Genomic DNA, 26,012 nt, shown 5'->3' on the forward strand with positions numbered 1-26,012 from the left:
TTGGCGGGTACTGCCTGTTCCGGTGGCTATCGATCCAGGCCGTTTACGTGAACGGCCTTTTTATCGGTGTGCATTTACAGGTGTGCGCTCAGCTCTTCACGGCCTTTTCAGGCACCCGTCCGTAGATGTCGGTAAACCGCACGATGTCGTCTTCACCCAGGTACTCGCCGCTCTGCACCTCGATCATCACCAGATCGATGACGCCGGGGTTGACCAGCCGGTGCGTGAAGCCCGGCTTGATGAACGTCGATTCGTTGGTGTCGAGCATGAATTCGCGCTCGCCGTTGGTCACCGTGGCCATGCCGCTGACCACGATCCAGTGTTCGCTGCGGTGATGGTGCATCTGCAACGACAGGGACGCCTGGGGACGAACCACGATGCGTTTGATCTTGAAGCGCTTTCCTTCTTCGAGCACGGTGTAGGTGCCCCAGGGGCGGGTGACGGTGCGGTGCAGGCGGTACGCATCATGGCCCTGGCGCTTGAGTTCCTGGGCAATGATCTTGACGTCCTGGCTGCGACGACCGTCTGCGATCAGCAAGGCGTCGGGGGTGTCGATGATGATCAGGTTATCGAGACCGACAGCGCCGACCAGCCGTTTGGGTGAGTCGATGTAACAGTTACTGACGTCATGCAGCACCGTTTCACCGTTGCAATGATTGCCCTGCGCATCGACGGGAGACAGCTCGCGCACCGCCTGCCACGAGCCGATGTCGCTCCAGCCAAGCTGGCAGGGCACCACGGCAACCTTGTCGGAACGCTCCATCAGCGCGTAGTCGATGGAAATGTCCGGGGTCAGGGCAAACGACTCACTGTCGAGTTCGATCTGCAGTTCGCGACCGCCTTCCTTGCGCGGGCTTACCGCCATGCACGTGCTGACCGCGCTGAGTACATCGGGCGCGTGGGTCTGCAATTCGCGCAACACGGCGTCGGCGCGCATGCAGAACATGCCGGCGTTCCAGAGGTGCAGACCGCTCTGCAGATAGCCCAGCGCAACGGCCGCATCGGGTTTTTCGACAAAGCGGGCGACCTGACAGGCCTCGGCGTTGAGCGCCTGGCCTTTCTCGATATAGCCAAAACCGGTTTCCGGTGCGGTCGGCACGATACCGAACGTGACCAGCCAGCCCTCGGCGGCCAGTGTCTGGGCGGCGGCCACCGCCCTGGAAAAGGCCGCTACATCAGTGATCAGGTGATCGGCCGGCAGCACCAGCAATTGCGCATCGTCGCCATACAGCGTGCTGACATGCAGCGCCGCGGCGGCAATGGCCGCTGCGGTATTGCGGCCGAAGGGTTCAAGGATGAAATCCAGACGCGCATGGCTTTTGTTCAGCAGCCGATAGTCGTCCACCGTGCGGAAATACACTTCCCGGTTGGTGACGGTCAGCAACCGGTCTACGCCAGGCAGGCCGGCGGCACGCAGAAAAGTTTTCTGCAGCAGACTTTCGCCATCTGGCAGACGCATGAACGGTTTGGGCATGGCTTCGCGCGATACGGGCCACAAGCGTGTCCCGGAGCCGCCAGCGATAATGCAGGGGATGAGGATGCTCATCAATAAGCCTCACGAGTGAATAGCACTGCAGGCACAGTGCGCATTAGGATGTACAGGTCGAACCAGACGGACCAGTTTTCTATGTACTCAAGATCGAACTCGACGCGTTTTTCGATTTTTTCCACGGTGTCTGTTTCACCACGATAGCCGTTGATCTGCGCCAGCCCGGTAATCCCGGGTTTGACGCGATGTCGCGACGTGTACTCCTTCACCGCTTGCTCGAATAGGATGCCGGCTGCCTTGGTCGCTGTCGCATGCGGGCGCGGCCCTACCATCGACATGCTCCCCGCTGCCACGTTGAACAGTTGGGGCAGTTCATCCAGGCTGGTCTTGCGAATGAAGCGCCCGACGCGGGTGATTCTGGAATCGCCCCGGGTGGTCTGTTGCTCGGCCGTCGCGTCAGCCTGGTGCTGATGCATGGAGCGGAACTTGAACACTTCGATCAGGCGATTGTTGTAGCCATAACGCTTCTGGCGAAACAGCACCGGGCCTGGCGAATCGAGCTTGATCGCCAGCGCGACCAGCAGCATCACCGGCGACAGAAGCAGCAAGGCCAGCGAGGAGAGGACGATATCTTCAGCGCGCTTGATGAACGGTGACCAACCGTTGAGGGGCAAGTCCGAGGCGTTGAACATCGGCAGCCTGGCGACTTCGGTAATGCGGTTGTGGGTGTGCCGAAAAGCAATCATGTCGGGCACCAGCAGCACATTGACCGGTAACCGGCGCAGCTCGCGGATGATGTAATCCATGCGGTTTTCCGCGGTCCACGGCAGGGCCACCAGCACCTGGGTCACTTTCTCTTCACGAATCAGCCGTTCCAGATCGCTGGTGTTGCCCAGCAGCGGAAGATTGGCAACAGTCTTGGGCATGCGGCCGATGCGGTCATCGATAAAGCCGATTACGCCCGAACGAATGTCCTGATGTTCAAGCAGGTATTCGGCCAGACGCAGACCGTTTTCCGTGGCACCCAGAATCACCGCGTTTTGCAGAAACACGCCCTTGCGCATCTGGTGCTTGAACAGCATCAGCAGCAACAGGCGAATGACGCCGAACAGTGCAAGGCTGGTCAGGTACCAGATAAGCAGTTCTTCGTTGGAGAGATAACCGAACAGCCCCATTGCCTGCTGCATGAACAGCAAAAGCCCGAAGGCGGCCGTCCAGGCAAGTGCCATCGCGCCCATGCGCAGGTCATTGCTGAACAGGACCTCGGAATAAACGCCCATGGCCTGAAACACCAGTACGCCGACACAGCCGAAAAACAGCAACATGGTCAGGTAACTTTGCGGTGTATGCAGGCTGCTGTCCTTGATCAGCAAGAGAATCGCCAGGCCGGGCAGAATGCAGGCAACACCGTGAGCCAGGCGGATGCCGAACAGAAAGTATTCGACCAGACTGGTACGGGTGAGTGAAAGACTGTCAACGGGCTGCAACCTCATAGAACTCCCTTTCTACCTGTATACGTCTGAACCTTGCGGATCCTGGACGTCTCTTTTTGATGGTGTGTTTGAGGAGTCAAAAAACTATCTCATCGCAGATAATGATCTAGCGTAGTCAGCCAAGTGTCACAATGCGGAGCAATCCGGACTGTATTTTGTGAATATCACTTTATATATGTCGTCCGGTGGCGGATTTTATTTAAGCCTTTTCAATCGGTTGAGGATGAAACCTTATTCAAACGAATGGGTGTGGATGTCAGTAAAGCTCATGAAACAAAGGGCGTCAGTACGAAAGTGTTCAAATACTGATGCAACGCTGTATCCAGAAACGCCGACTCCGGGTTTTATCCCGTGTTGGCGGGGTTGAACGCCTTCTCGATGACGTGAAATTTTTTTCTGCAGCCAATGGGTTTTTTTGAGTTGGCCGGGGTCACAGTCATGCGTCGTGCGAAATGTACGCGGGCGCTGATACAGAAAGAGCGTCGCTCGCAGATTTTGATCCGTACAGTTCGGCAGGGGAGGTGTCATGACACAACGCAGGGCAATGCTCATTCTTCACGGCAAGCAGTCACTCAACGAAGACGTGCGTGATGCTGTCGCGGACAAGCGCAAGCAGGGCTGGGAGCTGGATGTTCGGCTGACCTGGGAGGCGGGCGATGCGCAGCGTCTGGTCAATGAAGCGCTGGCGGCCGGGCACCGGCATATCGTGGCGGGCGGCGGTGACGGCACCTTGCGTGACATTGCCGAAGCGCTGGCGCTGGCTGCAACCAAGGCCAGTCTGACCATCCTGCCGCTGGGCACTGCCAACGATTTTGCCCGTGCTGCCGGTGTGCCGCTTGATGTGTCCAAGGCCCTGCAGCTCATGGACGTGGCGCCGCGCGCTGTCGATCTGGGCGAGGTGGGCGGCAAGCTGTTTCTCAACATGGCCACGGGTGGTTTTGGCAGCCAGGTGACGGCCAATACTTCCGAAGACCTGAAGAAAGTGCTGGGTGGCGCGGCCTATCTGTTCACCGGCCTGACGCGCTTCAGCGAGCTGCATGCCGCGCATGGCGAACTCACGGGTCCGGATTTCCACTGGCGCGGCGATCTGCTCGCGCTGGGCATCGGCAATGGCCGCCAGGCGGGCGGTGGGCACGAACTGTGCCCGACCGCGCTGGCCGACGACGGTCTGCTCGACATCAGCATCCTGCCAGCACCGCAGGAAGTGGTTGGCACGCTCAGAAGCCTGCTGGAAGGCGGCCTGGGCATCGACAACATGTTTATTCGTGCACGCCTGCCGTGGGTGGAACTCAAGTCGGCTCAGGGGCTGGACATCAATCTTGACGGTGAGCCGCTGTCGGGCGAGGACCTGCGTTTCGTCGCGCGGCCAGGGGCCTTGCAAGTGCACTTGCCTGCAAACTCGCCGGTGCTGGGCAGCACGCCGCTGCTCAATCGTCCAGACTGATAATCCGTTCGCGCACGCAAAACAGTACCAATCCTGCGACGTCGAAAATCTGCAGCCGTTTCATGATCTGCGAGCGGTGAGTCTCGACCGTCTTGATGCTCAGGCCCAGGCCGCTGGCGATTTCTCGTGTGGACTTGCCACGCACTATCAGGCGCAGGATTTCCAATTGGCGGGCGGTGAGGTTGTAACGTTCTCTCGCAGCCCTGGCCCGTTCGGCCCGCGTACCGTGCACTGCACGCTCAAGGACAGTATGGGCGATGGCCGGGCTCAGGTAACGCTGATCGTTACGCAGCGCTTCCAGTGCCTGCTCCAGTTCAGTGGCGGTGGTGTCCTTGAGCAGGTAGCCACGAGCGCCTGCGTCGAGCGCGCGGATGATCATGTCCGGGTCGGTATGCATCGACAGGATGAGCACCTTGCAGTGCGGCTGCACCTTGAACAGTTGCTTCAACGCGTCGAAGCCGTCGATGCTTTTCATCCAGATATCGAGCAGGATGATATCGGGCTCCAGGCGCTGTGCCAGGCCTGATAGCTGCGCGCCGTCAGCCGCTTCGCCGACGATGGCGTAACCCGGTATGTCAGCGACCAGTGCTCGCACACCGGCTCTGATCAGGGAGTGGTCGTCGACCAGTAACAAATTGCAGGTCATTGTGGCTTCTTGTGCAAATTGGCCCGCTCATGAGTGCGAGCGGCCCTTCTTCAACCCTGAAGACAATGGACGGAAATGGCCGAAGTGACAATGCCTCTTCAATGACAGTGCAAAGGCGTATTCAACCCTCAGGCCTGAACAGCCATTACGGCCGGGCTGCATCCTTTGCAGAAGTCGACGCTGTCGAACCGCTGGCCAGTTTTTCGAGCAATTCCAGTTGTTCGTTGTTGTCCATCGGCAACTCGCCCGTCTGCGGATCAAGAAGTTCGACCTGCCAGGAAATCAGCATTAGGCAGTTTTTAACCGTCGACAATGTTTCCTGTGACAGTGGGTGGGCTTGATGCCCTGTTTTCAGTAACACACACAACTGACGCGAGAAATCAGCAATACAGGGAACAGCGGCTGCCTCTGCTTCCTGACCCAGTTTGCGCAGGGTGGTCAGAAGGCAGCCGGTTGCATCTTCGTCATTGGGGATCAACTCCAGATGCGAAAGACATTCTTCAGACGTGTAGAGAAGCGCCTGAGACGTGCTCAGGAACTGATCATGTTTGTGCTGCCAATCGTTATTGCTCAGCATCCTTTGTCTCCACTGATCATGGATAGCGAACTTCCGCCCGCGGCGAATGGCTGACAGTTAATGTCGATTTCAAACAAAAGTATGTAGGGCATTTCCGATTGTTACCAGTGCCGCTCGATTGCAGGACTTGGGAAGCGGACACGAACCGGACTCCATTCATGTATTGAGAATGGCGTCACAATAGTGGCAATGAGATGTTGATCATATCAGGTTATCCCTGATTGACTTTTTGCGGGCTGACGAGGTGCGGGCTTGAATATTTTCAGGGGGCAGGTCGATAACGCAGGTTTGTCGCGGTCTTCATCGGTTTGAGATGCGACACCAGTAAAGCATGATGGTAAAGTGACATCAATGCTTGGGCGTTGCCGTTCATCGCCATTAAAGGTCCGGATGGTTTCAGCCGATACACATTCAACAGACTCATCGTGACCATCGCTTCAGGAGCTAATAATGGCAGGCATTCTCGACACAGTAGATCAGCGCACACAGTTGGTGGGCGAGAATCGCCTGGAAATTCTCATGTTTCGCCTTGCCGGTCGGCAATTGTTCGCGATCAACGTGTTCAAGGTGCAGGAAGTGCTGCAGCTTCCCAAGCTGACCCTGATGCCGCAACGCCACTCATTCGTCTGTGGGGTGGTTAACCTGCGTGGTCAGACCCTCCCGGTGATCGACCTGTCCCAGGCGATCGGTATGCGCCCGCTGGTGCCAGGCCCTGGCAGCACCATCATCGTCACCGAATACAATCGCTCGGTTCAGGCGTTTCTGGTCGGCGGTGTGGATCGCATCGTCAACATGAACTGGGATGCAATCATGCCGCCGCCGGTCAGCGCCGGTCGCCAGCATTACCTGACCGCTATCAGCAAGGTCGATGACCAGTTGGTGGAAATCATCGACGTCGAAAAAGTCCTCGCCGAGATCGTGCCTTACAACGCCAAGGTATCGCGCGAGAAGCTCGAAGACCCGGTGCTGGAAAACGCGCGGGGTCGTGAAGTATTGCTGGTCGATGATTCCAAGGTGGCGCTGTCGCAGTTGCGTGACACACTGTCTCAGTTGGGTCTGAAGCTGCATGTGGCCAGCGACGGCCTCAAGGCGCTGAACATGCTCAAGGGCTGGGCAGATGCAGGCGAGAACGTGCAGGAAAAACTGCTGATGGTGTTCACCGACGCGGAAATGCCGGAAATGGACGGTTATCGCCTGACAACCGAGATCCGTAACGATCCCCGTTTACGCAGCCTGTACATCGTTCTGCACACCTCTTTGTCCGGCAGTTTCAACGAATCGATGGTGAAGAAGGTCGGTTGCGACAACTTCCTGTCCAAGTTCCAGCCCGACAAGCTCGTCGAAGTGGTGCGTGAGCGCCTGTTGATGGTGATCTGAAACCGCTGATCACAGATGCCTGCCGCTCCGGCTTGATATAAGCTTTGATGTTCGCCTCAAAGCTTATCGAGCCCTCAAAGGAACCGGCCCTCATGTTACGTCTCAGCTCGCTCTATCGTTTCCCCCTCAAATCCTGCAAGGCTGAGACGTTGCAGCGCGCATCGTTTGACCGGTTGGGGTTGGCGGGGGATCGACGCTGGATGCTGGTCGACGAAAGCAACGGGCGGTTTTTCACCCAGAGGGCGCTGCCGCACATGTCGCGGCTGTCGGTGCTGTGGAATGCCGATGGTGGTGTAACCCTTTCTGCACCTGGTTTCGAGCCTCTGGATGTCGTAGAACCGCTGGACACCGACGCCAATCTGCGCGGTGTGACCATCTGGAGCGACTCGCTGCGAGTGCCGGACGCCGGCGATGCGGCGGCCGAGTGGGTCAGCAGGTTTATCGGCAAACCTACACGCATGGTGTACCTGCCTGTCGAGCGTGCGCGGTGGATGCCCAGCGGCTATGGATCAATCGATGACCGGGTGAATTTTGCCGATGGCTTCCCGTTGCTGCTCATCGGCCAGGGTTCGCTGGATGACCTTTCGGCGCGTCTTGGCCGACCGATGGACATGCTGCGCTTCAGGCCCAATCTGGTGATCGAAGGTGCCGAGGCCTTTGCCGAGGATGGCTGGAAGCGCATCCGCATCGGCGCTATCGAATTCCGCCTGCTCAAGCCCTGTGCGCGCTGCATCCTGACCACCATCGACCCGGCCACCGGCGAACGCAGTCCAGACCGCGAACCGTTCGCCACGCTCAAGACTTATCGGGAAGTGGAAGGCAATGTGCTGTTTGGCCAGAACATGGTCAATGACGGGCCGGGCGAGCTGGAAGTGGGCATGCCGGTGCACGTGCTCGAATAGCAGCGTCCGGCGGCAAGGGTGCTCTGCGCGGCACCCTTGTCGACGGCTTACAGATCGTCGAAGAAACGTTCGTGCCAGTCCACCAGCGGCTGTGGCGAATTGAGCTTCTGGCCGTAGATCACCGAATAAGACAACACGTTTTGCACGTACTGGCGGGTTTCGTCGAACGGGATGCTTTCAACCCAGACGTCGAAGGCCAGATGGTTGGCACCCCTGAGCCATTGACGCACGCGCCCGGGGCCTGCGTTGTAGGCAGCGGAGGCGAGCACGCGATTGCCGTTGAACTGGGCGTGCACCGAGCTCAGGTAGGCAGCGCCGAGCTGAATGTTGGTGTCCGGGTCCAGCACCTGCTGCGGGGAAGACAGCGGAATGCTGAACTTGCGGGCTGTTTCCTTGGCGGTGGCAGGCATCAGTTGCATCAGGCCGCTGGCACCGACGCCCGAGCGAGCGTCGTCCATGAACGCGCTCTCCTGACGGGTGATGGCGAACACCCAGCTTGAGTGCAGGCCACGGACCTTGGCTTCGCGCACCAGCGTGTCGCGGTGCGCCATCGGGAAGCGAATGTCCAGGTCATCCCAGTACTGCGCCTGACTGATCGTGCGGATGGCCGGGAAATACCACTTCAGGTCGTAAGCCAGTTTGGCCTGGGCCACCATTTCATCACGGCTGAACAGGCGGCTGACGTGATACCACTCGCGACGCCCGTCGACGATTTCGCCGCGATCATGAAACTCCAGCGCGCGACGCACACCTGGCGTGTTGCGCACCTTGTTGATCAGCGCCTGGCTGAGCACCAGCGGTTTGTTGTTGAGTTGATAAGGGCTCTGGGTGCGGTCTGCCGCCAGAAAACCGTAGAAGTCACGCTCTTTGGCGACGTCCTTGTACAGCGAGGCAATCAACGGGCTGTTGGGTTGGGCCAGTTCCAGGGAGCGCGCTTCCCAATAGCGCCAGCGATTGGTTGCAGCGAGGTCCTTGGGCAGGCGGCGCGCCAGTTCGTAGGCCTCTTCCCAGCGCCCGAGGCGCAACAGCAGACGCAAGCGCCACTCAGTCACGGTGTTGTCGCGCAGTTCTGGATCATATTTGGTCATGACCTCAAGCGCACGGTCGTCGTAGCGACGTGCCAGGGTCAGGCCGATTTGCTTGGCGATTTCTACCTGCTCTTCACGGGAAAAGTGCATGGTCGCCGAGTAACCGTCGAGCATCGACAGGGCTTTTTGCGGATCGTCCTTGGCCAGGCGGCGCAGGCCAAGGCCGACCACGTCGGACATGGCCTCATCGACCGGCGCAAATTGCCCCGGGTTGCTGACCATGTCCGGCTTCTGCGCGACAGCCAGCAGCAGACGTCCTTGCGGTGCCAGGGAGTTGAGGCTGTTGACCAGCGTGTTGGCCAGGCTGTAGTTGCGCGCCTGAGCCGCCAGTTTGGCCCGCTGCCAGCGCTTCTGTTCGGTCAGCTGGCCGGCGGCTGCCCACTGGGCGAAAAAGCCGTCACAGGCTGCTGGTAACGTTTTGCCGGTCATCCAGAGCTTTTCGGCGCTGGCGTAACCTTCGGCGCGCTGGTTGTTGTTCAACTGGTACTGCCCGTACAGGCAGTCCAGTTCGACGAAATTCATCTTCGGGTCGTAATACTTGACGAAGGGCTGCCAGTCGCCACGGTCTGCCAGCCAGCGCAACCAGCGCAGCTTCATCCAGTTGGCCTGCGGCAGGTCGCCATGCTCGGCAAGAAACTTCTCGATTTCCGCATTGCTGGCAGTTTTCAGGCGAGCGGTCAACTCGTCGTATTCGAGGTAAGGCTCCAGCGGATAGTCGGCCAGCGCCGTGCTGTACATCTGATAGGGGCCTGAATCGCCCTTGGCCAGCGCACGTTTCGCTTCGTCGTAATACTTGCGTTGTTGGTTGAGGTCTACCGCATGAGCAGTCTGGACGGCGGTGGTGGAGAGGAGCAGGCACGATAAAAAGCTGAACAAACGACTGCGCATGAGACTTCCGAGCAGATGAGTCGTGAAAAGTATCGCTAGCTTAGCCTTTTGCCAGCGTCTGGTGAAAGCATTGCCGACAAGCTTGACTCATGTAGCAATAATTGCCGGTTATAAAGGACCGATGGATGTCATCAAGGGTGCCATGAATCCCGACATCCGCCTGTTATCTCAGGTAGAATGCGCGCCCGGTTTTTGGAGAAGCTCATGACCCTGCTCAAATTCAGCGATGTGTCCCTTGCTTTCGGCGCCATGCCGTTATTGGACAAGGTGTCCTGGCAGATCGCCCGTGGTGAGCGGGTGTGCATCATTGGCCGTAACGGCACAGGCAAGTCCAGCATGTTGAAGCTGGTGAAAGGCGTTCAGAAGCCCGATGACGGCGCTGTCTGGCGTGCGCCAGGCCTCAAGATCGGCGAATTGCCCCAGGAATTGCCGGTAGCCGACGGACGGACAGTGTTCGACGTGGTGGCCGAAGGTCTGGATGGCGTCGGTGCCTTGCTGGCTGAATATCACCACCTGGCGCAGAACTGCGTCACCGAGGAAGACCTGAACAAGCTGATGCATGTTCAGCAGGACCTCGAAGCACGTGACGGCTGGCGTTTGCAGCAACTGGTCGACAGCACCCTGAGCCGTCTGCAGTTGCCTGCCGACAAGACGCTGGCCGAGCTGTCAGGTGGCTGGCGTCGTCGCGTCCTGCTGGCCCAGGCGCTGGTTTCCGAGCCAGACCTGTTGCTGCTCGACGAACCGACCAACCACCTGGACATCGGTGCCATTGCCTGGCTTGAAGAAGCCCTCAAGGAATTCCAGGGGGCGGTGCTGTTCATCACGCACGACCGGGCATTCCTGCAAAACCTCGCTACGCGCATTCTGGAACTGGATCGCGGCGGCCTGATCGACTGGAACGGCGACTACGCCAGCTTCCTGGTTCACAAGGAAGCTGCGCTGGCAGCCGAAGAGACCGCCAACGCGCTCTTCGACAAGCGTCTGGCTCAGGAGGAGGTCTGGATCCGCCAGGGTATCAAGGCCCGCCGTACCCGTAACGAAGGCCGCGTGCGCGCCCTCAAGGAGCTGCGTGTAGAGCGCAGCGAACGCCGCGAGCGTACCGGCAAGGCCAACATCCAGCTGGACACCGCCGAGAAATCCGGCAAACAGGTCATGATCCTCGACAACGTCAGCTTTGCCCATCCGGGCGGCCCGATGCTGATCAAGGACTTCTCCATGGTCCTGCAGCGCGAAGACCGTATCGGCCTGCTGGGTGCGAACGGTACCGGCAAGACCACACTGCTCAAGCTGATGCTCGACAACCTGCAGCCTACCGGTGGCAAGGTTGAAGTGGGTACGCGTCTGGACGTGGCGTATTTCGACCAGTTGCGTCACCAGCTCGATCTGGAAAAGACCGTGATCGACAACGTCGCCGAAGGCCGTGACTTCATCGACATCGATGGTCAGAGCCGTCACGTCCTGAGCTACCTCGGCGATTTCCTGTTCAGTCCGCAGCGTGCCCGCACGCCAGTCAAGGCGCTGTCTGGTGGCGAGCGTGCGCGTCTGTTGCTGGCCAAGCTGTTCAGCAAGCCGGCCAACCTGCTGGTACTCGACGAACCGACCAACGACCTCGACGTTGAAACCCTCGAGCTGCTCGAAGAAGTGCTGTTGACCTTCAAGGGCACCGTGCTGATGGTCAGTCACGACCGGGCATTCCTCGACAACGTCGTCACCAGCACGCTGGTGTTCGAAGGCGAGGGCAAGGTGCGCGAGTACGTGGGGGGTTATCAGGACTGGCTGCGTCAGGGCGGTTCGCCGCGTCTGCTGGGCGTTGCCGACACCAAGTCGGGCAAGGCCGAACTGGCCAGTGCGGTGGTGCAGGCTGCACCTGTGGCGGCTCAGGACATGCCGGTCGCGAAAAAGAAACTCAGCTACAAGCTTCAGCGTGAGCTGGAAGCGTTGCCGGCGCAGATCGACGAAGTGGAGGGCAAGATGGCCGTCCTCAACGCCGAGATGGCCGAGCCGGGTTTCTACCAGCGTTCGGCAGAGCAGACCGCGGCGGTTCTTGCTCAGCTGGAAAACCTGCAGGCCGATCTGGACAAGCTGCTGGAGCGTTGGGCCGAACTGGACGAGTGATCGTCTGACCTGTTCGTGCCATGCAGAAAAGCCCGGGTGACCGGGCTTTTTGCTATAGCCGGTTCAGATCACTCCGGCTTGCGGGCATCCGCTTTTTTCAGGCTCACTGCCAGCACATCGCAAGGCGCACCGTGCAGAACGTCATTGGCAGTGGAGCCGAGCAGCAAGGCCAGGCCGTGGCGACCATGGCTGCCGACGACGATCAGGTCGCATGCCTGATTCTTCGCCAACTGATGGATTTCCTGGCGTGGCTGACCGTAGACCAAGTGGCTTTCGCCCCACTTGACGTCCAGGTCTTTGTATTTGTCCTGTACCTGCTTGAGTTTTTCCTTGGCCTGGTCGAATTGCTGTTGCTGCAATTGCGAGAGGTCCATGGGTACATCGCCGCCGAAAGCCATCGCCATAGGTTCGACGATGTGCACGATCGACAACTTTGTGCCGCTGGCTTTGGCCAGCAGGCTGGCGCGGCGGATGACCGGATCACACTCATCGGTGAGGTCAATGGCAACCAGAATGTGTTCGTATGGCATGAGGGTGTCCTCCGGGAGAATTGCGATGCTGGGAGTATGGCTCTTTCGTTCGCATCTGGGCAGACCCTTGTGCAAGCCATTGTTTTCAAAATTGTTGTGAACAGCCTGTAATCGGGCGGAGGCAAGAAATATGACGGTCTGGATCGTTCTGTCAATCATTGGTGTGATGTTGAGCCCGCTTGTCTGGCTGCGTCCATCGCGCCATCAGAGCGGCAGAATGGCGTTGCGCATGGAGGCAAGGCGCATGGGCATGGGCATGCAACTGACGCCGCAAGAGTGGCCACACTGGTTGGCGAAAGAGCCGCCAAGCCCTTGTGCCCAATACCATCGACCGCGCCGTGCTGCCAGGACAGACGCCTGGGTGTACTGGCAAAGCGAACCGGGCGTCTGGCGCAACCGCTGGCGCGAGGCCTGCGAGGATGCTCAGCTATTGAGCCACCTGACTACGTTGCCCGCAGACGTGTACAAAGCCGAGGCTGACAACCAGATGATTGCGTTGTACTGGGCCGAGCGGGGTGAGCCGCAAGTTTTACAGCGTATGGACGCCGTGCTCAAGGCATTGGCCTGAGACTGGCTCGCAGGTATCAAATCGCAGGCAATAAAAAGCCCGATAACAGCATCGGGCCGGGGTTGGCCAGGCAGGCCGATAATTCGTCGCGTGCCGACAGGCTTTCTCTGCCATGTCGGCCTTCGCTGTTGCGCACCCGCAAATCAGCTGCATTGCGAGCCTCTTGTGGCGCAGTCCTGCGACTCTAGACCTTTTGCTCCTTTTTGTCGCTATTTCTGCAACTATTTTTGTTTATGCTCTCGGGTGGTGCGTTTTGGTCTGCATTTTCTGAAAATCGGGGTGTTCACAGTGGTGCAGCACAACGTCATGCCTTCCCCGCAATCACTGCACATAAACCAAAGCGCTTTTTTATCACGATGGCACTGACATCGCAGAACCGTTGTGTGACGCTTCACGTCACAGATCTGCGCCGCACATTCAAGATCGGACGCAGAGCGTCCAGAACGGCATGCGACGCGGAGCGTCGCACGATAGTGGATGGTTAAAGGTCTTTTTTATCGCGATGTCACTGACGACGCCACTGACATCGCAGAACCGCTGTGCAACGCAGCGCGTCACAAACTGTTTCGGGGCGTCGGCACGATAGTTAAAGTTCGGCGTCATGAAGTCAGAACCCAGGCAAAGCTCTGCACTATCACTCTGGCGAATGATGGAGGATGGCAATCGGTCGTGGGCATTATGGGCTGCTTGAATATTTCGCCAAACCGGCAGTTTTCATGAGTGTTTTGTCGAATTGACAATCTTCCGGTTTTGACTGATGGTGTGCATACCCAAATCAAACGGGCGTATGAAATGAGCGTTTGGTCTTCAGACGGCTCTGACAGAATCCTGACTACCATGTCGCGTCGGGTATACGTGGGATTTGGCATGTTTATCGACGGCGACGTCGTAGCCTCGTCGGGCATCAATGCCCGGCGGGTATTGTTCAGCTTCCATATTGTGGAGATCAGTTGATGATTTACGAAGGTAAAGCCATCACGGTTAAGGCTCTTGAAAGTGGCATCGTCGAATTGAATTTCGACCTCAAGGGTGAGTCCGTCAACAAGTTCAACCGCCTCACCCTCAACGAGTTGCGTCAGGCGGTCGACGCCGTCAAGGCCGACGCATCGGTCAAGGGCGTGATCGTCACCAGCGGCAAGGACGTGTTCATCGTCGGTGCCGACATCACCGAGTTCGTCGACAACTTCAAGTTGCCGGAAGCCGAACTGGTTGCGGGCAATCTGGAAGCCAACAGGATTTTCAGCGATTTCGAAGACCTGGGCGTGCCCACCGTTGTCGCCATCAACGGCATTGCGCTGGGCGGTGGTCTGGAAATGTGCCTGGCCGCAGACTATCGAGTCATCTCCAGCAGCGCCCGTGTCGGCCTGCCGGAAGTCAAGCTGGGCCTGTATCCAGGTTTCGGCGGTACCGTGCGCCTGCCGCGCATCATCGGCGCCGACAATGCTATCGAATGGATCGCATCGGGCAAGGAAAACTCCGCAGAAGACGCGCTTAAAGTCGGTGTTGTCGATGCAATAGTGGCTCCCGAGAAGCTTCAGGCCGCAGCGCTTGACCTTATCCAGCGCGCTATTTCCGGCGAGTTCGATTACAAGGCCAAGCGTCAACCAAAGCTGGACAAGCTCAAACTGAACGCCATCGAGCAGATGATGGCATTCGAGACCGCCAAGGGTTTTGTCGCAGGTCAAGCCGGGCCGAATTACCCGGCGCCCGTCGAAGCCATCAAGACCATCCAGAAAGCCGCCAGCTTTGGCCGTGACAAGGCACTGGAAATCGAAGCCGCCGGTTTCGTGAAAATGGCCAAGACTTCGGCCGCGCAGAGCCTGATCGGCCTGTTCCTGAATGATCAGGAGCTGAAAAAGAAAGCCAAGGGCTACGACGAAGTGGCTCGCGACGTGAAACAGGCCGCCGTGCTGGGGGCCGGGATCATGGGCGGCGGTATTGCCTATCAGTCTGCGGTCAAGGGCACGCCGATCCTGATGAAGGACATCCGCGAAGAAGCCATTCAACTGGGCCTGAACGAAGCCTCCAAGCTGCTGGGCGGTCGCCTTGAAAAAGGCCGTCTGACCGCTGCGAAGATGGCAGAAGCGCTAAACGCGATTCGTCCTACGCTGTCCTACGGCGATTTCGGCAATGTCGACCTGGTGGTTGAAGCGGTTGTCGAAAACCCCAAGGTCAAACAGGCCGTACTCGCTGAAGTCGAAGCCAACGTCGGTGAAAACACCATTCTGGCTTCCAACACCTCGACCATTTCCATCAGCCTGTTGGCGCAAGCGCTCAAGCGCCCGGAAAACTTCGTCGGCATGCACTTCTTCAATCCGGTGCACATGATGCCGCTGGTGGAAGTGATCCGTGGCGAGAAGTCCAGCGAAGAGGCTGTCGCCACCACCGTTGCCTATGCCAAGAAAATGGGCAAGAACCCGATTGTGGTCAACGACTGCCCGGGCTTTCTGGTCAATCGCGTGCTGTTCCCGTACTTCGGCGGTTTCGCCAGACTGGTCAGCGCGGGCGTGGATTTCGTGCGCATCGACAAGGTCATGGAGAAATTCGGCTGGCCGATGGGCCCTGCGTACCTGATGGACGTTGTCGGCATCGACACCGGCCACCACGGCCGTGACGTGATGGCTGAAGGCTTCCCCGACCGCATGAAAGACGACCGTCGTTCTGCCGTTGACGCGTTGTATGAAGCCAATCGTCTGGGCCAGAAGAACGGCAAGGGCTTCTATGTCTACGAGACCGACAAGAAGGGCAAGCCCAAGAAGGTCAACGATCCGGCGGTGCTGGACGTGCTCAAGCCGATTGTCTACGAGCAGCGTGAAGTCAGCGATGAAGACATCATCAACTGGATGATGATCCCGCTGTGCCTGGAAACCGTTCGCTGCCTGGAAGACGGCATCGTCGAAACGGCTGCCGAAGCTGACATGGGCCTGATCTACGGTATTGGTTTCCCTCCATTCCGTGGCGGTGCGCTGCGCTACATCGATTCCATCGGTGTTGCCGAATTCGTTGCCCTGGCCGATCGATATGCCGAGCTGGGTGCCCTGTATCAACCGACCGCAAAGCTGCGTGAGATGGCCGCCAATGGCCAGAGCTTCTTCGGTCAAGCGTCTTCCGAGGTATGAACGTATGAGCCTTAATCCAAGAGACGTCGTGATTGTCGACTTCGGTCGCACCCCGATGGGCCGCTCCAAGGGCGGTATGCACCGCAATACCCGTGCTGAAGATATGTCGGCGCACCTGATCAGCAAACTGCTCGAGCGCAACAACAAGGTCGATCCGGCCGAAGTCGAAGACGTGATCTGGGGCTGCGTCAACCAGACCCTGGAGCAGGGCTGGAACATCGCGCGCATGGCGTCGTTGCTGACCCAGATCCCGCACACTTGCGCCGCGCAGACCGTGAGCCGTCTGTGTGGTTCGTCCATGAGCGCGCTGCACACCGCTGCGCAGGCGATCATGACCAACAATGGCGACGTGTTTGTCATCGGTGGCGTGGAGCACATGGGCCACGTCAGCATGATGCACGGCGTGGACCCCAACCCGCACATGTCCCTGCACGCCGCCAAGGCGTCCGGGATGATGGGCCTGACCGCTGAAATGCTCGGCAAGATGCATGGCATTACTCGCGAGCAGCAGGATGCATTCGGTTTGCGTTCCCATCAGTTGGCTCACAAGGCCACGCTGGAAGGCAAGTTCAAGGACGAGATCATCCCGATGCAGGGTTATGACGAGAACGGCTTTCTCAGGGTCTTCGACTATGATGAAACCATTCGTCCGGACACCACCCTGGAAAGCCTGGCGGCCTTGAAGCCGGCGTTCAATCCAAAAGGCGGCACCGTGACGGCGGGTACTTCTTCGCAGATCACTGATGGCGCGTCGTGCATGATCGTCATGTCAGCCCAGCGCGCCCAGGACCTCGGCATCCAGCCTCTGGCGGTGATTCGCTCAATGGCCGTGGCCGGTGTAGACCCTGCGATCATGGGCTATGGTCCGGTTCCGGCGACGCAAAAAGCGCTCAAGCGCGCTGGCCTGAGTATCAGCGATATCGACTTCTTCGAGCTCAACGAAGCGTTCGCTGCACAGGCCTTGCCGGTGCTGAAAGATTTGAAAGTACTCGACAAGATGAACGAGAAGGTTAACCTGCACGGCGGCGCCATCGCTCTGGGCCATCCATTTGGGTGTTCCGGTGCGCGCATCTCCGGCACCTTGCTCAATGTCATGAAGCAGAATGGCGGCACCTTTGGCGTGTCTACCATGTGTATCGGTCTGGGTCAGGGCATCGCGACCGTTTTCGAACGCGTCTGATTGCCGAGTGTGATGCGAGCCGGGGCTTGGTGCCCCGGCTTTCGTTTTTTTGAAAAATGGTTTTTTAACCAAATGTTTTGAACGTGTTACAAGAGGACCGCAGCATGCAATTGCAACCAGGGCTCTATCGCCATTACAAAGGCCCTCAGTACCGGGTTTTCAGTGTTGCCAGGCATTCCGAAACCGAAGAAGAAGTCGTGTTCTATCAGGCTCTGTACGGCGATTTCGGCATGTGGGTGCGTCCCTTGAGCATGTTTCTGGAGTCGGTCGAGGTTGACGGCGAGCACGTCCCGCGCTTTGCTCTGGTTGAGGCTGAACCCAGCCTGTTTTCCCGAACGTGAGACGGAGTGGCACAACAGGCTGTGCTTGACCTCACCTTGTAGCCACTATATATAGCGTGGCCTTTACAAGCTCCTCACTGTCTTTCATCTAGTATTCAGGAATTTTCTGATCCATGGGCAAATCGCTGGTCATCGTGGAATCCCCGGCTAAGGCCAAGACCATCAACAAGTATTTGGGCAACCAGTACGTGGTGAAGTCGAGTATCGGCCATATCCGAGACCTGCCCACCAGCGGTTCGGCTAGTGCTGCCAAAGACCCTGCTGCCAAGCGCGGCAAGGCCGCTGCGGGCGAAGGCCCGGTACTGACGCCCAAGGAAAAGGCTCAGCGCCAGTTGGTCTCGCGCATGGGTGTCGACCCGGAACACGGCTGGAAAGCCAAATACGAGATCCTTCCCGGCAAGGAGAAGGTTATCGAAGAGCTGCGCAAGCTCGCCAAGGATGCCGACACCATCTATCTCGCGACGGACTTGGACCGCGAAGGGGAAGCCATTGCCTGGCACCTGCGCGAAGCCATCGGTGGGGATGACAGTCGTTACAAGCGCGTGGTGTTCAACGAAATCACCAAGAAGGCCATCCAGGAAGCGTTTTCCAGGCCGGGTGAGCTGGACATCGCACGAGTCAATGCCCAGCAGGCGCGTCGTTTCCTTGACCGCGTTGTGGGCTATATGGTCTCGCCGCTGCTGTGGCAGAAGGTTGCTCGTGGCCTGTCCGCAGGGCGTGTGCAGTCGGTTGCCGTGAAGCTGGTGGTTGAGCGCGAACGTGAAATCCGTGCTTTCAACCCCGAAGAATACTGGGAAATCCACGCTGATCTCGGCACCGCCAAAGGCGCGAACGTGCGCTTTGATGTAGCGCGTGAAAAAGGCGAAGCGTTCAAGCCGTTGAACGAAAAGCAGGCGATGGCCGCACTTGAAAAGCTCAAGGCGTCCAGCTATAGCATTGTCAAGCGTGAAGACAAGCCGACCAGCAGCAAGCCGTCGGCACCGTTCATCACCTCGACTCTGCAACAGGCTGCGAGCAATCGCCTGGGTTTCGGCGTGAAGAAAACCATGATGATGGCTCAGCGCCTGTACGAGGCGGGCTACATCACTTACATGCGTACCGACTCCACCAACCTGTCGGCCGATGCCGTCAGCATGGCGCGCGACTACATCGAAACCGAGTTCGGCAAGAAGTACCTGCCGGAAGCGGCGAATGTCTACAGCAGCAAGGAAGGCGCACAAGAGGCTCACGAAGCGATTCGTCCGTCCGACGTCAACACCCATCCTTCGAAGCTGACCGGCATGGAACGTGATGCAGAGCGCCTCTACGAGCTGATCTGGCGCCAGTTCGTGGCCTGCCAGATGCTTCCTGCGCAGTACCTGTCGACCACCGTCACGGTTGCAGCCGGCGATTTCGAACTGCGTGCCAAAGGCCGCATCCTGAAGTTCGACGGTTATACCCGTGCGTTGCCGCAAATGGCCAAGCCAGGCGATGACGACGTGCTGCCAGACATGGCGCAGGGCGAAGTTCTGAAGCTGAACACGCTGGACCCCAGCCAGCACTTCACCAAGCCGCCGGCGCGTTACTCCGAAGCGAGCCTGGTCAAGGAAATGGAAAAACGCGGTATCGGTCGCCCGTCGACCTACGCAGCGATCATTTCGACCATTCAGGACCGTGGCTACGTGGCGCTGCATAACCGCCGCTTCTACTCGGAAAAAATGGGCGATATCGTTACCGGGCGTCTGTCCGAGAGCTTTGCCAACTTGATGGACTACGGTTTTACCGCCGGGATGGAAGAAAATCTCGACGACGTGGCCAAGGGGCAGCGCGACTGGAAGAACGTGCTGGACGAGTTCTACGGTGATTTCCGCAAGAAGCTGGAAGTGGCCGAAGCCCCGGACAGCGGCATGCGTGCCAATCAGCCGGTGATGACCGATATTCCGTGCAAGGTGTGCGCTCGTCCGATGCAGATCCGTACCGCCTCGACGGGCGTGTTTCTCGGTTGCTCCGGCTACAGCCTGCCGCCCAAGGAACGCTGCAAGGCGACTGTCAATCTGACCCCCGGTGATGAAATTGCCGATGATGATGACGAGTCCGAATCGCGTGTTCTGCGCGGCAAGCATCGCTGCCCGATCTGCAGTACGGCGATGGACGCCTACCTGCTGGACGAGAAGCACAAGCTGCACATCTGCGGTAACAACCCGGATTGCACAGGTTACGAGATTGAAGAGGGTACTTACCGGATCAAGGGCTACGAAGGCCCGAGCCTGGAGTGTGACAAGTGCGGCAGCGAGATGCAGCTCAAGACCGGTCGTTTCGGCAAGTTCTTCGGTTGCACCAACGCCGAGTGCAAGAACACTCGCAAGCTGCTGAAAAGTGGCGATGCAGCACCGCCGAAAATGGACCCGGTGAAGATGCCGGAGCTCAAGTGCGACAAGGTTGACGACACCTACATCCTGCGTGACGGCGCTTCGGGTCTGTTCCTGGCTGCCAGCCAGTTCCCGAAAAACCGTGAAACCCGCGCACCGCTGGTCGCCGAGATCGCGCCGCACAAGGACGAGATCGATCCGAAGTACCACTTCCTCTGCGAAGCGCCGAAGAAGGACCCGGACGGTCGTCCGACGGTGATCCGTTACAGCCGCAAGACCAAAGAGCAGTATGTGCAGACCGAAGTGGAAGGCAAGCCTACCGGCTGGCGCGCGTTCTACGATGGCAGTGCCTGGAAGGTTGAAGACAAGCGTTGATCGCATGTGTCCGGCTCGCGCGAGCCGGACACCGTTTTCAATACGCTCGAGCCTGTGCCATCAGGTTGTCTCGGTGTTACAGGTTATGCTGGTCTTGTCCCATTGTTATGGAGAGTTTCGTCATGGCTCATGAGCTCTATACCCGTACCAACCAGAAAATCTACTTCGCAGGGCTCGCGCTTGAGGCGCTGGGCAGGGCAGAGAAGGGGCAGGCAGTAAATTCCCCGGCGCTGTTGCAGGCTGAGCGTGAGTCTGCGCTGTTTCATCTGTACGGGGCGCTGCTGGGCTTGTGTCATGAAATCGCAGGGTTCTACCGTTTGCCACAGGCCGGTACGCGCCGTGCGGAAGAATTGCTGACCCGGGAAGTGCTGGATGCCATCGCGATTCCTGAAATGGCCGAACTGGTCGAGCTTGCCCATAATCGCCAGACGTGGCTCGCGCAATTGCTTGGCGCCTATAACGCGTTGTACGAGCCGCCGCGTGCGCCGAAAAAGCTCAAGGGTGATGTCACACAGCCGATGATACTGGCTGTGAACCTGGACGCCGAGACGGAGTCTGATTTGACACGTGAAGAGCTTGAAAGCTGGCGTCAGCACCTGAAAGGGCTGGCGATTCGTTTTCGAGAAGGCCTGAGCGAGTGCTGAAAACCAATGAAGTGCAGGCTGGCAGGCTGTTACAATGCCCGCCTATTGCGGAGTAACTGTACCAATGCCTACCTCTTTTCTGGAAATTGTCGAACTGCCTGACGGGCGTATCGAGCTGCGTCGTGCCGATGACGAAGGTTCTCTGGTTACGCTCGATTTCTCTGCGGATGCCAAGGCGTTCATGCAAGGCCAGCACGTTGAAGTCGCCAAAGCCATGTTGAGTGTTGGCGTGCAGATGGCCGGTCGTCTGGCTGAAGGCGAGATCGAAAAGGATGACGTCCCTCACGTTCTGCACTGAGTGCTGAATACTGTCCCGGCAGCATCGACCGGGCAATGTCATTGACCGGGCGTTTCAGCCCAGCCGGATGTTAAGGCTCTGTGCTTCACCGATTCTTGCAGCACTGATCAGTTGCTGGCGCGCCGATGTGCCAAGTGGATTGATCCAGCTCACTACCGTATGACTACGACCTAGTCGAAGCGCTTCGCGCGTCAGCTCCAGCACACTTTGCGTGCCGCGTGGCTGCAGCAGCAGGATTCGCTCACGATTCAGCCCCGCCTCGCGCAGCCAGGCTTGGGTCAGGCTGGAAGGGGGCGCGATCAGCGTCAGCCAGCGAGCGTCGGTCTCTTCGCTGAGTTCCCGCAGGATGGGAGCCAGCAGGTTGAGGCAGTTCCAGGCGCCGCCGCGCAAAGACAGTTCACTGAAAACGTCCGGCTCGTTGGCCCAGGGTGTTTCGACTGCATCTGTCAGCAGCGGGGCGATAGGCTGAGCCAGAAACGCCTCGAACAGTGGCAATTGCGAATGCGGTGCTTGGTGGAACTGCATAACGTCTCCTTAGCGGCGAATGACGCCGACGCTCAAACCTTCGATCACCAGTTCCTGATCCTTGAGATCGACCTCAATAGGGGCGAAATCAGGGTTTTCGGCCAGCAGCCAGACCTTGCTGCCTTCACGTTTGAAACGTTTGACGGTGACTTCGTCGCCTATCCGGGCCACCACGATCTGGCCGTTGCGGGCCTCGCGGGTGGTATGCACGGCCAGCAGGTCGCCATCAAGAATGCCGACGTCCTTCATGCTCATGCCGTGAACGCGCAACAGGTAGTTGGCGCTAGGGTGGAAGAAGGAAGGGTTGATGTTGCAGGACTCTTCGATATGTTGCTGAGCCAGAATCGGTGCGCCGGCTGCAACGCGGCCAATGACCGGCAGGCTGCTTTCGTCGGGGCGTGCCTCGAAGCCGGGGATACGGATGCCGCGTGAAGCGCCGGGCGTCATCTCGATGGCGCCTTTACGGGCCAATGCCTTCAGGTGCTCTTCCGCTGCGTTGGGTGATTTGAAACCCAGTTCCTGAGCGATTTCCGCACGGGTAGGCGGGAAGCCGTTGTCTTCCAGGCAGCGTTTGATGAAGCCCAGGATTTCAGCCTGGCGTGGCGTCAGTTTGATCATGATGGGCGCTCTGGCTTTTTATACAGTGACTGGGATTATATACAGTGAAAGCGTATTGGCAATCATCCATTTCATTATCGCCGCCGAGCGGTTGTCGATCGGGTTTGAAACCTTTGTCAGGTAGCTTGTATAAGGGGGTTGATCGATCATCTGAAAGCGGGTTTCGTGACTGTCCGGCCACAAAGTGAACGCCTCGCTTGACAAGCAGTGCGCCTGATACGTATGTTTCAAACGTTCGTTTGTTAGGCAGAGAGCCATGGCCCAGTCGGAAACCGTTGAACGCATTCTTGATGCTGCCGAGCAGTTGTTCGCAGAGAAAGGTTTCGCTGAAACATCCTTGCGTCTTATCACCAGCAAGGCCTCGGTCAATCTGGCTGCGGTGAACTATCACTTCGGCTCGAAGAAAGCGCTTATTCAGGCGGTATTTTCGCGTTTCCTCGGGCCGTTCTGCATCAGCCTCGAGCGTGAGCTGGAGCGCCGCCAGGGTAAACCCGAGCACAAGCCCAGCCTTGAAGAGCTGCTGGAAATCCTCGTTGAACAAGCGCTCGTCGTGCAGCCGCGCAGCGGTAATGACCTGTCGATTTTCATGCGTCTGCTCGGTCTTGCCTTCAGCCAGAGCCAAGGCCATTTGCGCCGCTACCTTGAAGACATGTACGGCAAGGTGTTCCGCCGCTACATGACGCTGGTCAATGAAGCGGCTCCGCGTATCCCGCCCATCGAGCTGTTCTGGCGCGTGCACTTCATGCTGGGGGCCGCTGCATTCAGCATGTCGGGCATCAAGGCGTTGCGTGCCATTGCCGAGACCGATTTCGGCGTTAACACCTCCATCGAGCAGGTTATGCGTCTGATGGTGCCGTTTCTGGCCGCCGGCATGCGCGCCGATACGGGTGTCAGCGACCCCGCAATGATTGCTGCCCAGCTCAGGCCGCGTACCAAGAGCGGCACCAGCACACCTGCGGTCGCCAAAGCCTGACGCTTCAAACCCGAGTGACGCCTTTAGCCTGAATATTGCACTGCCCCGTCGCATTGCGTCAGGCCTCAGGATCAAGCACCATGCCCGGATTGGAAATTGGCACTGGTGTGTAAGGGTTTTTCTATGAGTTCTGGCCTGCAAGGCTCCCTGATGGTCGATGTCGCCGGTACCTGGCTGACCAGCGAAGACCGTCAGTTTCTGCGTCAGCCCGAAGTGGGCGGCTTGATCATCTTTGCCCGCAACATCGAGCATCCGCGTCAGGTTCGTGAGCTGAGCGCAGCGATTCGCGCCGTTCGCCCGGACCTCCTGCTGGCAGTGGACCAGGAGGGCGGGCGGGTTCAGCGCCTGCGTCAGGGGTTCGTGCGGCTGCCGCCGATGCGCGCCATCGCTGACAAGCCTGAGGCGCTGCTGCTGGCCGAACATTGCGGCTGGCTGATGGCCACCGAAGTGCTGGCGGTCGGGCTGGACCTCAGTTTTGCCCCGGTTCTGGATCTGGACTATCAGCGCAGCGCGGTGGTAGGCACGCGCGCGTTCGAGGGCGATCCGGAGCGTGCAGCGTTGCTGGCGGGTGCTTTCATTCGTGGCATGAACGCAGCAGGCATGGCCGCGACCGGCAAGCATTTTCCCGGCCACGGCTGGGCGGAAGCCGACTCTCATGTGGCCATTCCGAATGACGAGCGCAGCCTGGAGCAGATTCGCGCCAACGACCTGGTGCCCTTTGCGCGCCTGAGTCAGCAACTGGCGGCAGTCATGCCGGCGCATGTCATCTACCCGAAAGTCGATTCGCAGCCCGCCGGTTTTTCAAGGCGCTGGTTGCAGGACATCCTGCGCGACGAACTGAAATTCGACGGTGTTATTTTCAGTGACGACCTGTCGATGGCCGGCGCCCACGTGGTGGGTGATGCGGCCAGCCGCATCGAAGCGGCGCTGACTGCGGGCTGCGACATGGGGCTGGTGTGCAACGACCGTGCAGCCGCAGAGCTGGCACTAATTGCGGCTCAGCGCTTGAAGGTCAAGCCTTCGCCGCGCATCGCCCGCATGCGGGGTCAGGCGTCTGCCAGTACCGATTATCGGCAACACCCGCGCTGGCAGGCCGCGCTTCAGGCGCTACGCACGGCTCAACTGATTGATTAAGGATTTGCGATGACTGTTTACGCGATTATCGGCGGTACTGGCCTGACCCAACTGGAAGGCCTGAACATTCGGCAGTCCTTGCCGATGAACACGCCTTATGGCGCGCCATCCGGTGAAATCCAGATCGGCGACTATGCCGGTCGCGAAGTCATGTTTCTGGCGCGTCATGGCCATCCGCATCGCCTGCCGCCGCATCAGGTCAACTACCGGGCCAACATATGGGCCTTGAAGCAGGCAGGTGCGGAGGCGATTCTGGCGGTCAACGCGGTGGGCGGTATCCATCCGGCGATGGGCACCGGGCACTTTTGCGTACCGCATGACCTGGTCGACTACACCAGCGGCCGCCAGCACACGTTTTTTGCCGACGATCTGGAAGAAGTCACCCATATCGACTTCAGCTATCCCTACAGCGAAGCACTGCGGGTGCGACTGGTTGCGGCGTTGGCGGCTGAGGGTTGTGCGTTCAGCGATCGCGGCGTCTACGCTTGCACCCAGGGGCCGCGTCTGGAGACAGTTGCGGAAATCATCCGTCTTGAGCGCGATGGCTGCGACATCGTCGGCATGACCGGCATGCCCGAGGCTGCGCTGGCGCGTGAACTGGAGCTGGAGTACGCCTGTCTGGCGCTGGTGGTCAACCCGGCAGCGGGCAAGTCGACCGCTGTGATTACCATGGCCGAGATCGAGCAGGCGTTGCGCGACGGCATGGGCAAGGTCAAGGCGACCCTTGCCCGGGTGCTGTCGGCCTCCTGACTTACAGCATGCGCTTGAGGGTGTTGTCCTTGCGCACGATGTGGTGCCAAAGCGCGGCGACGACATGCAGGCCGATGACGTAGTAGAAGATTTTGCCCAGCAGCTTGTGCAGGTCTTCGAAATACTCGGCCGTGTGGTCCGAGGTCGGCAAGGGCCAGGGTATTTGCAGGTCGGTGAGCGGGATAGGCAGGGCGCCTTTTTCCACCATCACCGTCAGCAGGCCCAGTAACGGCTGAGTGAACAGGAACGCATACAGCGCGTAGTGCGACAGGGTCGCGGCTGCGCGCAACACCCCTTCGAGCGGCGGCGTTATGCCGGGCGGGCGCTGACGGCGCCGTTCGGCAACGCGAAAAAACGCCAGCACCAGCACCACAATGCCCACCCAGAAGTGACTCTGTACCACCAGCGTGCGGTACTCGGAGCCTTTGCCGAACTGGGTGCGGCTCAGAATCAGGGTGTATGCCAGCACAATCAGTGTGGCCATGATCCAGTGCAGCCATCTGGCCTTCGCGGTGTAGCGTTGAGAGGTCGGTGCATCCACGGTTGAATTCCTTGTCGCTTTTTTTCACAGGCTCGTTAAACAGCTTAGG

At 58.9% G+C, this 26,012-nt stretch carries 23 protein-coding genes and 1 pseudogene; 14 read left to right on the plus strand and 10 right to left on the minus strand.

Annotated features, from left to right (window positions below; all coding sequences use genetic code 11):
* Window positions 1-88: 88 nt before the first annotated feature.
* From QRN38_RS04215 to QRN38_RS04225, 3 genes and pseudogenes are all read right to left on the minus strand, one after another.
* Window positions 89-1,546: a mannose-1-phosphate guanylyltransferase/mannose-6-phosphate isomerase gene (locus QRN38_RS04215; protein ID WP_057418931.1), complete on the minus strand. Its 1,458-nt coding sequence runs from the start codon at window positions 1,544-1,546 to the stop codon at window positions 89-91.
* Window positions 1,546-2,982 carry an undecaprenyl-phosphate glucose phosphotransferase gene (locus QRN38_RS04220; RefSeq protein ID WP_057416210.1) on the minus strand — a complete coding sequence of 479 codons (1,437 nt, stop codon included), beginning with the start codon at window positions 2,980-2,982 and terminating at the stop codon, window positions 1,546-1,548. Before QRN38_RS04220 ends, QRN38_RS04215 begins: the two co-directional genes overlap by 1 nt.
* Before the next feature lie 344 nt (window positions 2,983-3,326).
* Window positions 3,327-3,510: pseudogene (locus QRN38_RS04225) on the minus strand (hypothetical protein).
* Here QRN38_RS04225 and yegS point away from each other — a divergent pair.
* On the plus strand, window positions 3,509-4,426 hold the full coding sequence (yegS, locus tag QRN38_RS04230) for a lipid kinase YegS (protein ID WP_005765091.1): 918 nt from the start codon (window positions 3,509-3,511) through the stop codon (window positions 4,424-4,426). The pseudogene QRN38_RS04225 and the gene yegS sit on opposite strands and share 2 nt — an antisense overlap.
* Here the strand turns inward: yegS and QRN38_RS04235 are convergent.
* Together QRN38_RS04235 and QRN38_RS04240 are read right to left on the minus strand one after the other, a co-directional pair.
* Window positions 4,410-5,072 (minus strand): response regulator, encoded by a 663-nt coding sequence (locus tag QRN38_RS04235; protein ID WP_005765089.1) that lies wholly within the window; start codon window positions 5,070-5,072, stop codon window positions 4,410-4,412. The two genes, yegS and QRN38_RS04235, sit on opposite strands and share 17 nt — an antisense overlap.
* Before the next feature lie 145 nt (window positions 5,073-5,217).
* A complete protein-coding gene (locus tag QRN38_RS04240) occupies window positions 5,218-5,649 on the minus strand; it encodes a hypothetical protein (protein ID WP_005765087.1) in 432 nt (143 codons plus the stop codon).
* 450 nt (window positions 5,650-6,099) lie between these two features.
* Here QRN38_RS04240 and QRN38_RS04245 point away from each other — a divergent pair, with 450 nt between their 5' ends.
* Both QRN38_RS04245 and QRN38_RS04250 read left to right on the plus strand, forming a co-directional pair.
* Window positions 6,100-7,026, plus strand: coding sequence for a chemotaxis protein CheV (locus QRN38_RS04245; RefSeq protein ID WP_003378076.1), 927 nt, complete (start codon window positions 6,100-6,102; stop codon window positions 7,024-7,026).
* A 92-nt stretch (window positions 7,027-7,118) separates the two neighbouring features.
* A complete protein-coding gene (locus QRN38_RS04250; protein WP_057418932.1) occupies window positions 7,119-7,928 on the plus strand; it encodes an MOSC domain-containing protein in 810 nt (269 codons plus the stop codon).
* Window positions 7,929-7,975: 47 nt separating this feature from the next.
* Here the strand turns inward: QRN38_RS04250 and QRN38_RS04255 are convergent, their stop codons facing one another.
* Entirely contained in the window at window positions 7,976-9,904 is a 1,929-nt protein-coding gene (locus QRN38_RS04255; RefSeq protein ID WP_007245344.1) for a transglycosylase SLT domain-containing protein, read from the minus strand.
* 204 nt (window positions 9,905-10,108) lie between these two features.
* On the opposite strand from QRN38_RS04255, the gene QRN38_RS04260 reads away from it, so the two are divergent.
* Window positions 10,109-12,019: an ATP-binding cassette domain-containing protein gene (locus QRN38_RS04260; RefSeq protein ID WP_007245346.1), complete on the plus strand. Its 1,911-nt coding sequence runs from the start codon at window positions 10,109-10,111 to the stop codon at window positions 12,017-12,019.
* Window positions 12,020-12,087: 68 nt separating this feature from the next.
* On the opposite strand, the gene QRN38_RS04265 is transcribed toward QRN38_RS04260, so the two are convergent.
* Window positions 12,088-12,549: a universal stress protein gene (locus QRN38_RS04265; protein ID WP_003378068.1), complete on the minus strand. Its 462-nt coding sequence runs from the start codon at window positions 12,547-12,549 to the stop codon at window positions 12,088-12,090.
* A gap of 130 nt (window positions 12,550-12,679) precedes the next feature.
* On the opposite strand from QRN38_RS04265, the gene QRN38_RS04270 reads away from it, so the two are divergent.
* The 7 genes from QRN38_RS04270 (at window position 12,680) to QRN38_RS04300 (ending at window position 21,422) form a co-directional block, all read left to right on the plus strand.
* Window positions 12,680-13,117, plus strand: coding sequence for a hypothetical protein (locus QRN38_RS04270; RefSeq protein WP_057418933.1), 438 nt, complete (start codon window positions 12,680-12,682; stop codon window positions 13,115-13,117).
* A gap of 953 nt (window positions 13,118-14,070) precedes the next feature.
* Window positions 14,071-16,236 (plus strand): fatty acid oxidation complex subunit alpha FadB, encoded by a 2,166-nt coding sequence (fadB, locus tag QRN38_RS04275; protein WP_010216792.1) that lies wholly within the window; start codon window positions 14,071-14,073, stop codon window positions 16,234-16,236.
* A gap of 4 nt (window positions 16,237-16,240) precedes the next feature.
* Complete coding sequence (fadA, locus tag QRN38_RS04280) at window positions 16,241-17,416, plus strand: acetyl-CoA C-acyltransferase FadA (protein WP_057416213.1); 1,176 nt, start codon at window positions 16,241-16,243, stop codon at window positions 17,414-17,416.
* 104 nt (window positions 17,417-17,520) lie between these two features.
* Window positions 17,521-17,757: a DUF1653 domain-containing protein gene (locus QRN38_RS04285; RefSeq protein WP_003380890.1), complete on the plus strand. Its 237-nt coding sequence runs from the start codon at window positions 17,521-17,523 to the stop codon at window positions 17,755-17,757.
* A 113-nt stretch (window positions 17,758-17,870) separates the two neighbouring features.
* The gene (gene topA, locus QRN38_RS04290) at window positions 17,871-20,480 is read left to right on the plus strand and encodes a type I DNA topoisomerase (RefSeq protein ID WP_005765057.1); all 2,610 of its coding nucleotides are present in this window, start codon (window positions 17,871-17,873) and stop codon (window positions 20,478-20,480) included.
* Between the two features lie 122 nt (window positions 20,481-20,602).
* Window positions 20,603-21,124 (plus strand): DUF6586 family protein, encoded by a 522-nt coding sequence (locus QRN38_RS04295; RefSeq protein ID WP_007245351.1) that lies wholly within the window; start codon window positions 20,603-20,605, stop codon window positions 21,122-21,124.
* A gap of 64 nt (window positions 21,125-21,188) precedes the next feature.
* Window positions 21,189-21,422 carry a hypothetical protein gene (locus QRN38_RS04300; protein ID WP_003315798.1) on the plus strand — a complete coding sequence of 78 codons (234 nt, stop codon included), beginning with the start codon at window positions 21,189-21,191 and terminating at the stop codon, window positions 21,420-21,422.
* Between the two features lie 54 nt (window positions 21,423-21,476).
* Here the strand turns inward: QRN38_RS04300 and sulA are convergent, their stop codons facing one another.
* Both sulA and lexA read right to left on the minus strand, forming a co-directional pair.
* A complete protein-coding gene (gene sulA, locus QRN38_RS04305; protein WP_007245353.1) occupies window positions 21,477-21,947 on the minus strand; it encodes an SOS-induced cell division inhibitor SulA in 471 nt (156 codons plus the stop codon).
* 9 nt (window positions 21,948-21,956) lie between these two features.
* Entirely contained in the window at window positions 21,957-22,565 is a 609-nt protein-coding gene (lexA, locus tag QRN38_RS04310) for a transcriptional repressor LexA (protein ID WP_002554100.1), read from the minus strand.
* A 256-nt stretch (window positions 22,566-22,821) separates the two neighbouring features.
* Here lexA and psrA point away from each other — a divergent pair, with 256 nt between their 5' ends.
* The 3 genes from psrA (at window position 22,822) to QRN38_RS04325 (ending at window position 25,422) form a co-directional block, all read left to right on the plus strand.
* Window positions 22,822-23,538: a transcriptional regulator PsrA gene (psrA, locus tag QRN38_RS04315; RefSeq protein ID WP_007245354.1), complete on the plus strand. Its 717-nt coding sequence runs from the start codon at window positions 22,822-22,824 to the stop codon at window positions 23,536-23,538.
* Window positions 23,539-23,661: 123 nt separating this feature from the next.
* Window positions 23,662-24,672, plus strand: a complete 1,011-nt coding sequence (gene nagZ / locus QRN38_RS04320; RefSeq protein ID WP_011104591.1) for a beta-N-acetylhexosaminidase — start codon at window positions 23,662-23,664, stop codon at window positions 24,670-24,672.
* Window positions 24,673-24,681: 9 nt separating this feature from the next.
* Window positions 24,682-25,422 carry an S-methyl-5'-thioinosine phosphorylase gene (locus QRN38_RS04325; RefSeq protein WP_005765040.1) on the plus strand — a complete coding sequence of 247 codons (741 nt, stop codon included), beginning with the start codon at window positions 24,682-24,684 and terminating at the stop codon, window positions 25,420-25,422.
* A 1-nt stretch (window position 25,423) separates the two neighbouring features.
* Here QRN38_RS04325 and QRN38_RS04330 read toward each other — a convergent pair whose 3' ends face one another.
* Window positions 25,424-25,963, minus strand: coding sequence for a cytochrome b (locus tag QRN38_RS04330; RefSeq protein ID WP_024666107.1), 540 nt, complete (start codon window positions 25,961-25,963; stop codon window positions 25,424-25,426).
* Window positions 25,964-26,012 lie beyond the last annotated feature (49 nt).

It is taken from the genome of Pseudomonas sp. CFBP2511, from assembly GCF_030209255.1.
Taxonomy (GTDB): domain Bacteria; phylum Pseudomonadota; class Gammaproteobacteria; order Pseudomonadales; family Pseudomonadaceae; genus Aquipseudomonas; species Aquipseudomonas avellanae.

Bases quoted from the DNA above. Each gene is read 5' to 3' on its own strand.
- QRN38_RS04220 (WP_057416210.1), bottom strand. From the start codon at position 2,982: ATGAGGTTGCAGCCCGTTGACAGTCTTTCACTCACCCGTACCAGTCTG.
- QRN38_RS04250 (WP_057418932.1), top strand. From the start codon at position 7,119: ATGTTACGTCTCAGCTCGCTCTATCGTTTCCCCCTCAAATCCTGCAAG.
- QRN38_RS04270 (WP_057418933.1), top strand. From the start codon at position 12,680: ATGACGGTCTGGATCGTTCTGTCAATCATTGGTGTGATGTTGAGCCCG.
- fadA (WP_057416213.1), top strand. From the start codon at position 16,241: ATGAGCCTTAATCCAAGAGACGTCGTGATTGTCGACTTCGGTCGCACC.
- lexA (WP_002554100.1), bottom strand. From the start codon at position 22,565: ATGATCAAACTGACGCCACGCCAGGCTGAAATCCTGGGCTTCATCAAA.
- psrA (WP_007245354.1), top strand. From the start codon at position 22,822: ATGGCCCAGTCGGAAACCGTTGAACGCATTCTTGATGCTGCCGAGCAG.
- yegS (WP_005765091.1), top strand. From the start codon at position 3,509: ATGACACAACGCAGGGCAATGCTCATTCTTCACGGCAAGCAGTCACTC.
- QRN38_RS04235 (WP_005765089.1), bottom strand. From the start codon at position 5,072: ATGACCTGCAATTTGTTACTGGTCGACGACCACTCCCTGATCAGAGCC.
- QRN38_RS04215 (WP_057418931.1), bottom strand. From the start codon at position 1,546: ATGAGCATCCTCATCCCCTGCATTATCGCTGGCGGCTCCGGGACACGC.
- QRN38_RS04260 (WP_007245346.1), top strand. From the start codon at position 10,109: ATGACCCTGCTCAAATTCAGCGATGTGTCCCTTGCTTTCGGCGCCATG.
- QRN38_RS04265 (WP_003378068.1), bottom strand. From the start codon at position 12,549: ATGCCATACGAACACATTCTGGTTGCCATTGACCTCACCGATGAGTGT.
- QRN38_RS04240 (WP_005765087.1), bottom strand. From the start codon at position 5,649: ATGCTGAGCAATAACGATTGGCAGCACAAACATGATCAGTTCCTGAGC.
- QRN38_RS04295 (WP_007245351.1), top strand. From the start codon at position 20,603: ATGGCTCATGAGCTCTATACCCGTACCAACCAGAAAATCTACTTCGCA.
- topA (WP_005765057.1), top strand. From the start codon at position 17,871: ATGGGCAAATCGCTGGTCATCGTGGAATCCCCGGCTAAGGCCAAGACC.
- QRN38_RS04245 (WP_003378076.1), top strand. From the start codon at position 6,100: ATGGCAGGCATTCTCGACACAGTAGATCAGCGCACACAGTTGGTGGGC.
- QRN38_RS04300 (WP_003315798.1), top strand. From the start codon at position 21,189: ATGCCTACCTCTTTTCTGGAAATTGTCGAACTGCCTGACGGGCGTATC.
- fadB (WP_010216792.1), top strand. From the start codon at position 14,071: ATGATTTACGAAGGTAAAGCCATCACGGTTAAGGCTCTTGAAAGTGGC.
- QRN38_RS04255 (WP_007245344.1), bottom strand. From the start codon at position 9,904: ATGCGCAGTCGTTTGTTCAGCTTTTTATCGTGCCTGCTCCTCTCCACC.
- QRN38_RS04325 (WP_005765040.1), top strand. From the start codon at position 24,682: ATGACTGTTTACGCGATTATCGGCGGTACTGGCCTGACCCAACTGGAA.
- QRN38_RS04285 (WP_003380890.1), top strand. From the start codon at position 17,521: ATGCAATTGCAACCAGGGCTCTATCGCCATTACAAAGGCCCTCAGTAC.
- nagZ (WP_011104591.1), top strand. From the start codon at position 23,662: ATGAGTTCTGGCCTGCAAGGCTCCCTGATGGTCGATGTCGCCGGTACC.
- sulA (WP_007245353.1), bottom strand. From the start codon at position 21,947: ATGCAGTTCCACCAAGCACCGCATTCGCAATTGCCACTGTTCGAGGCG.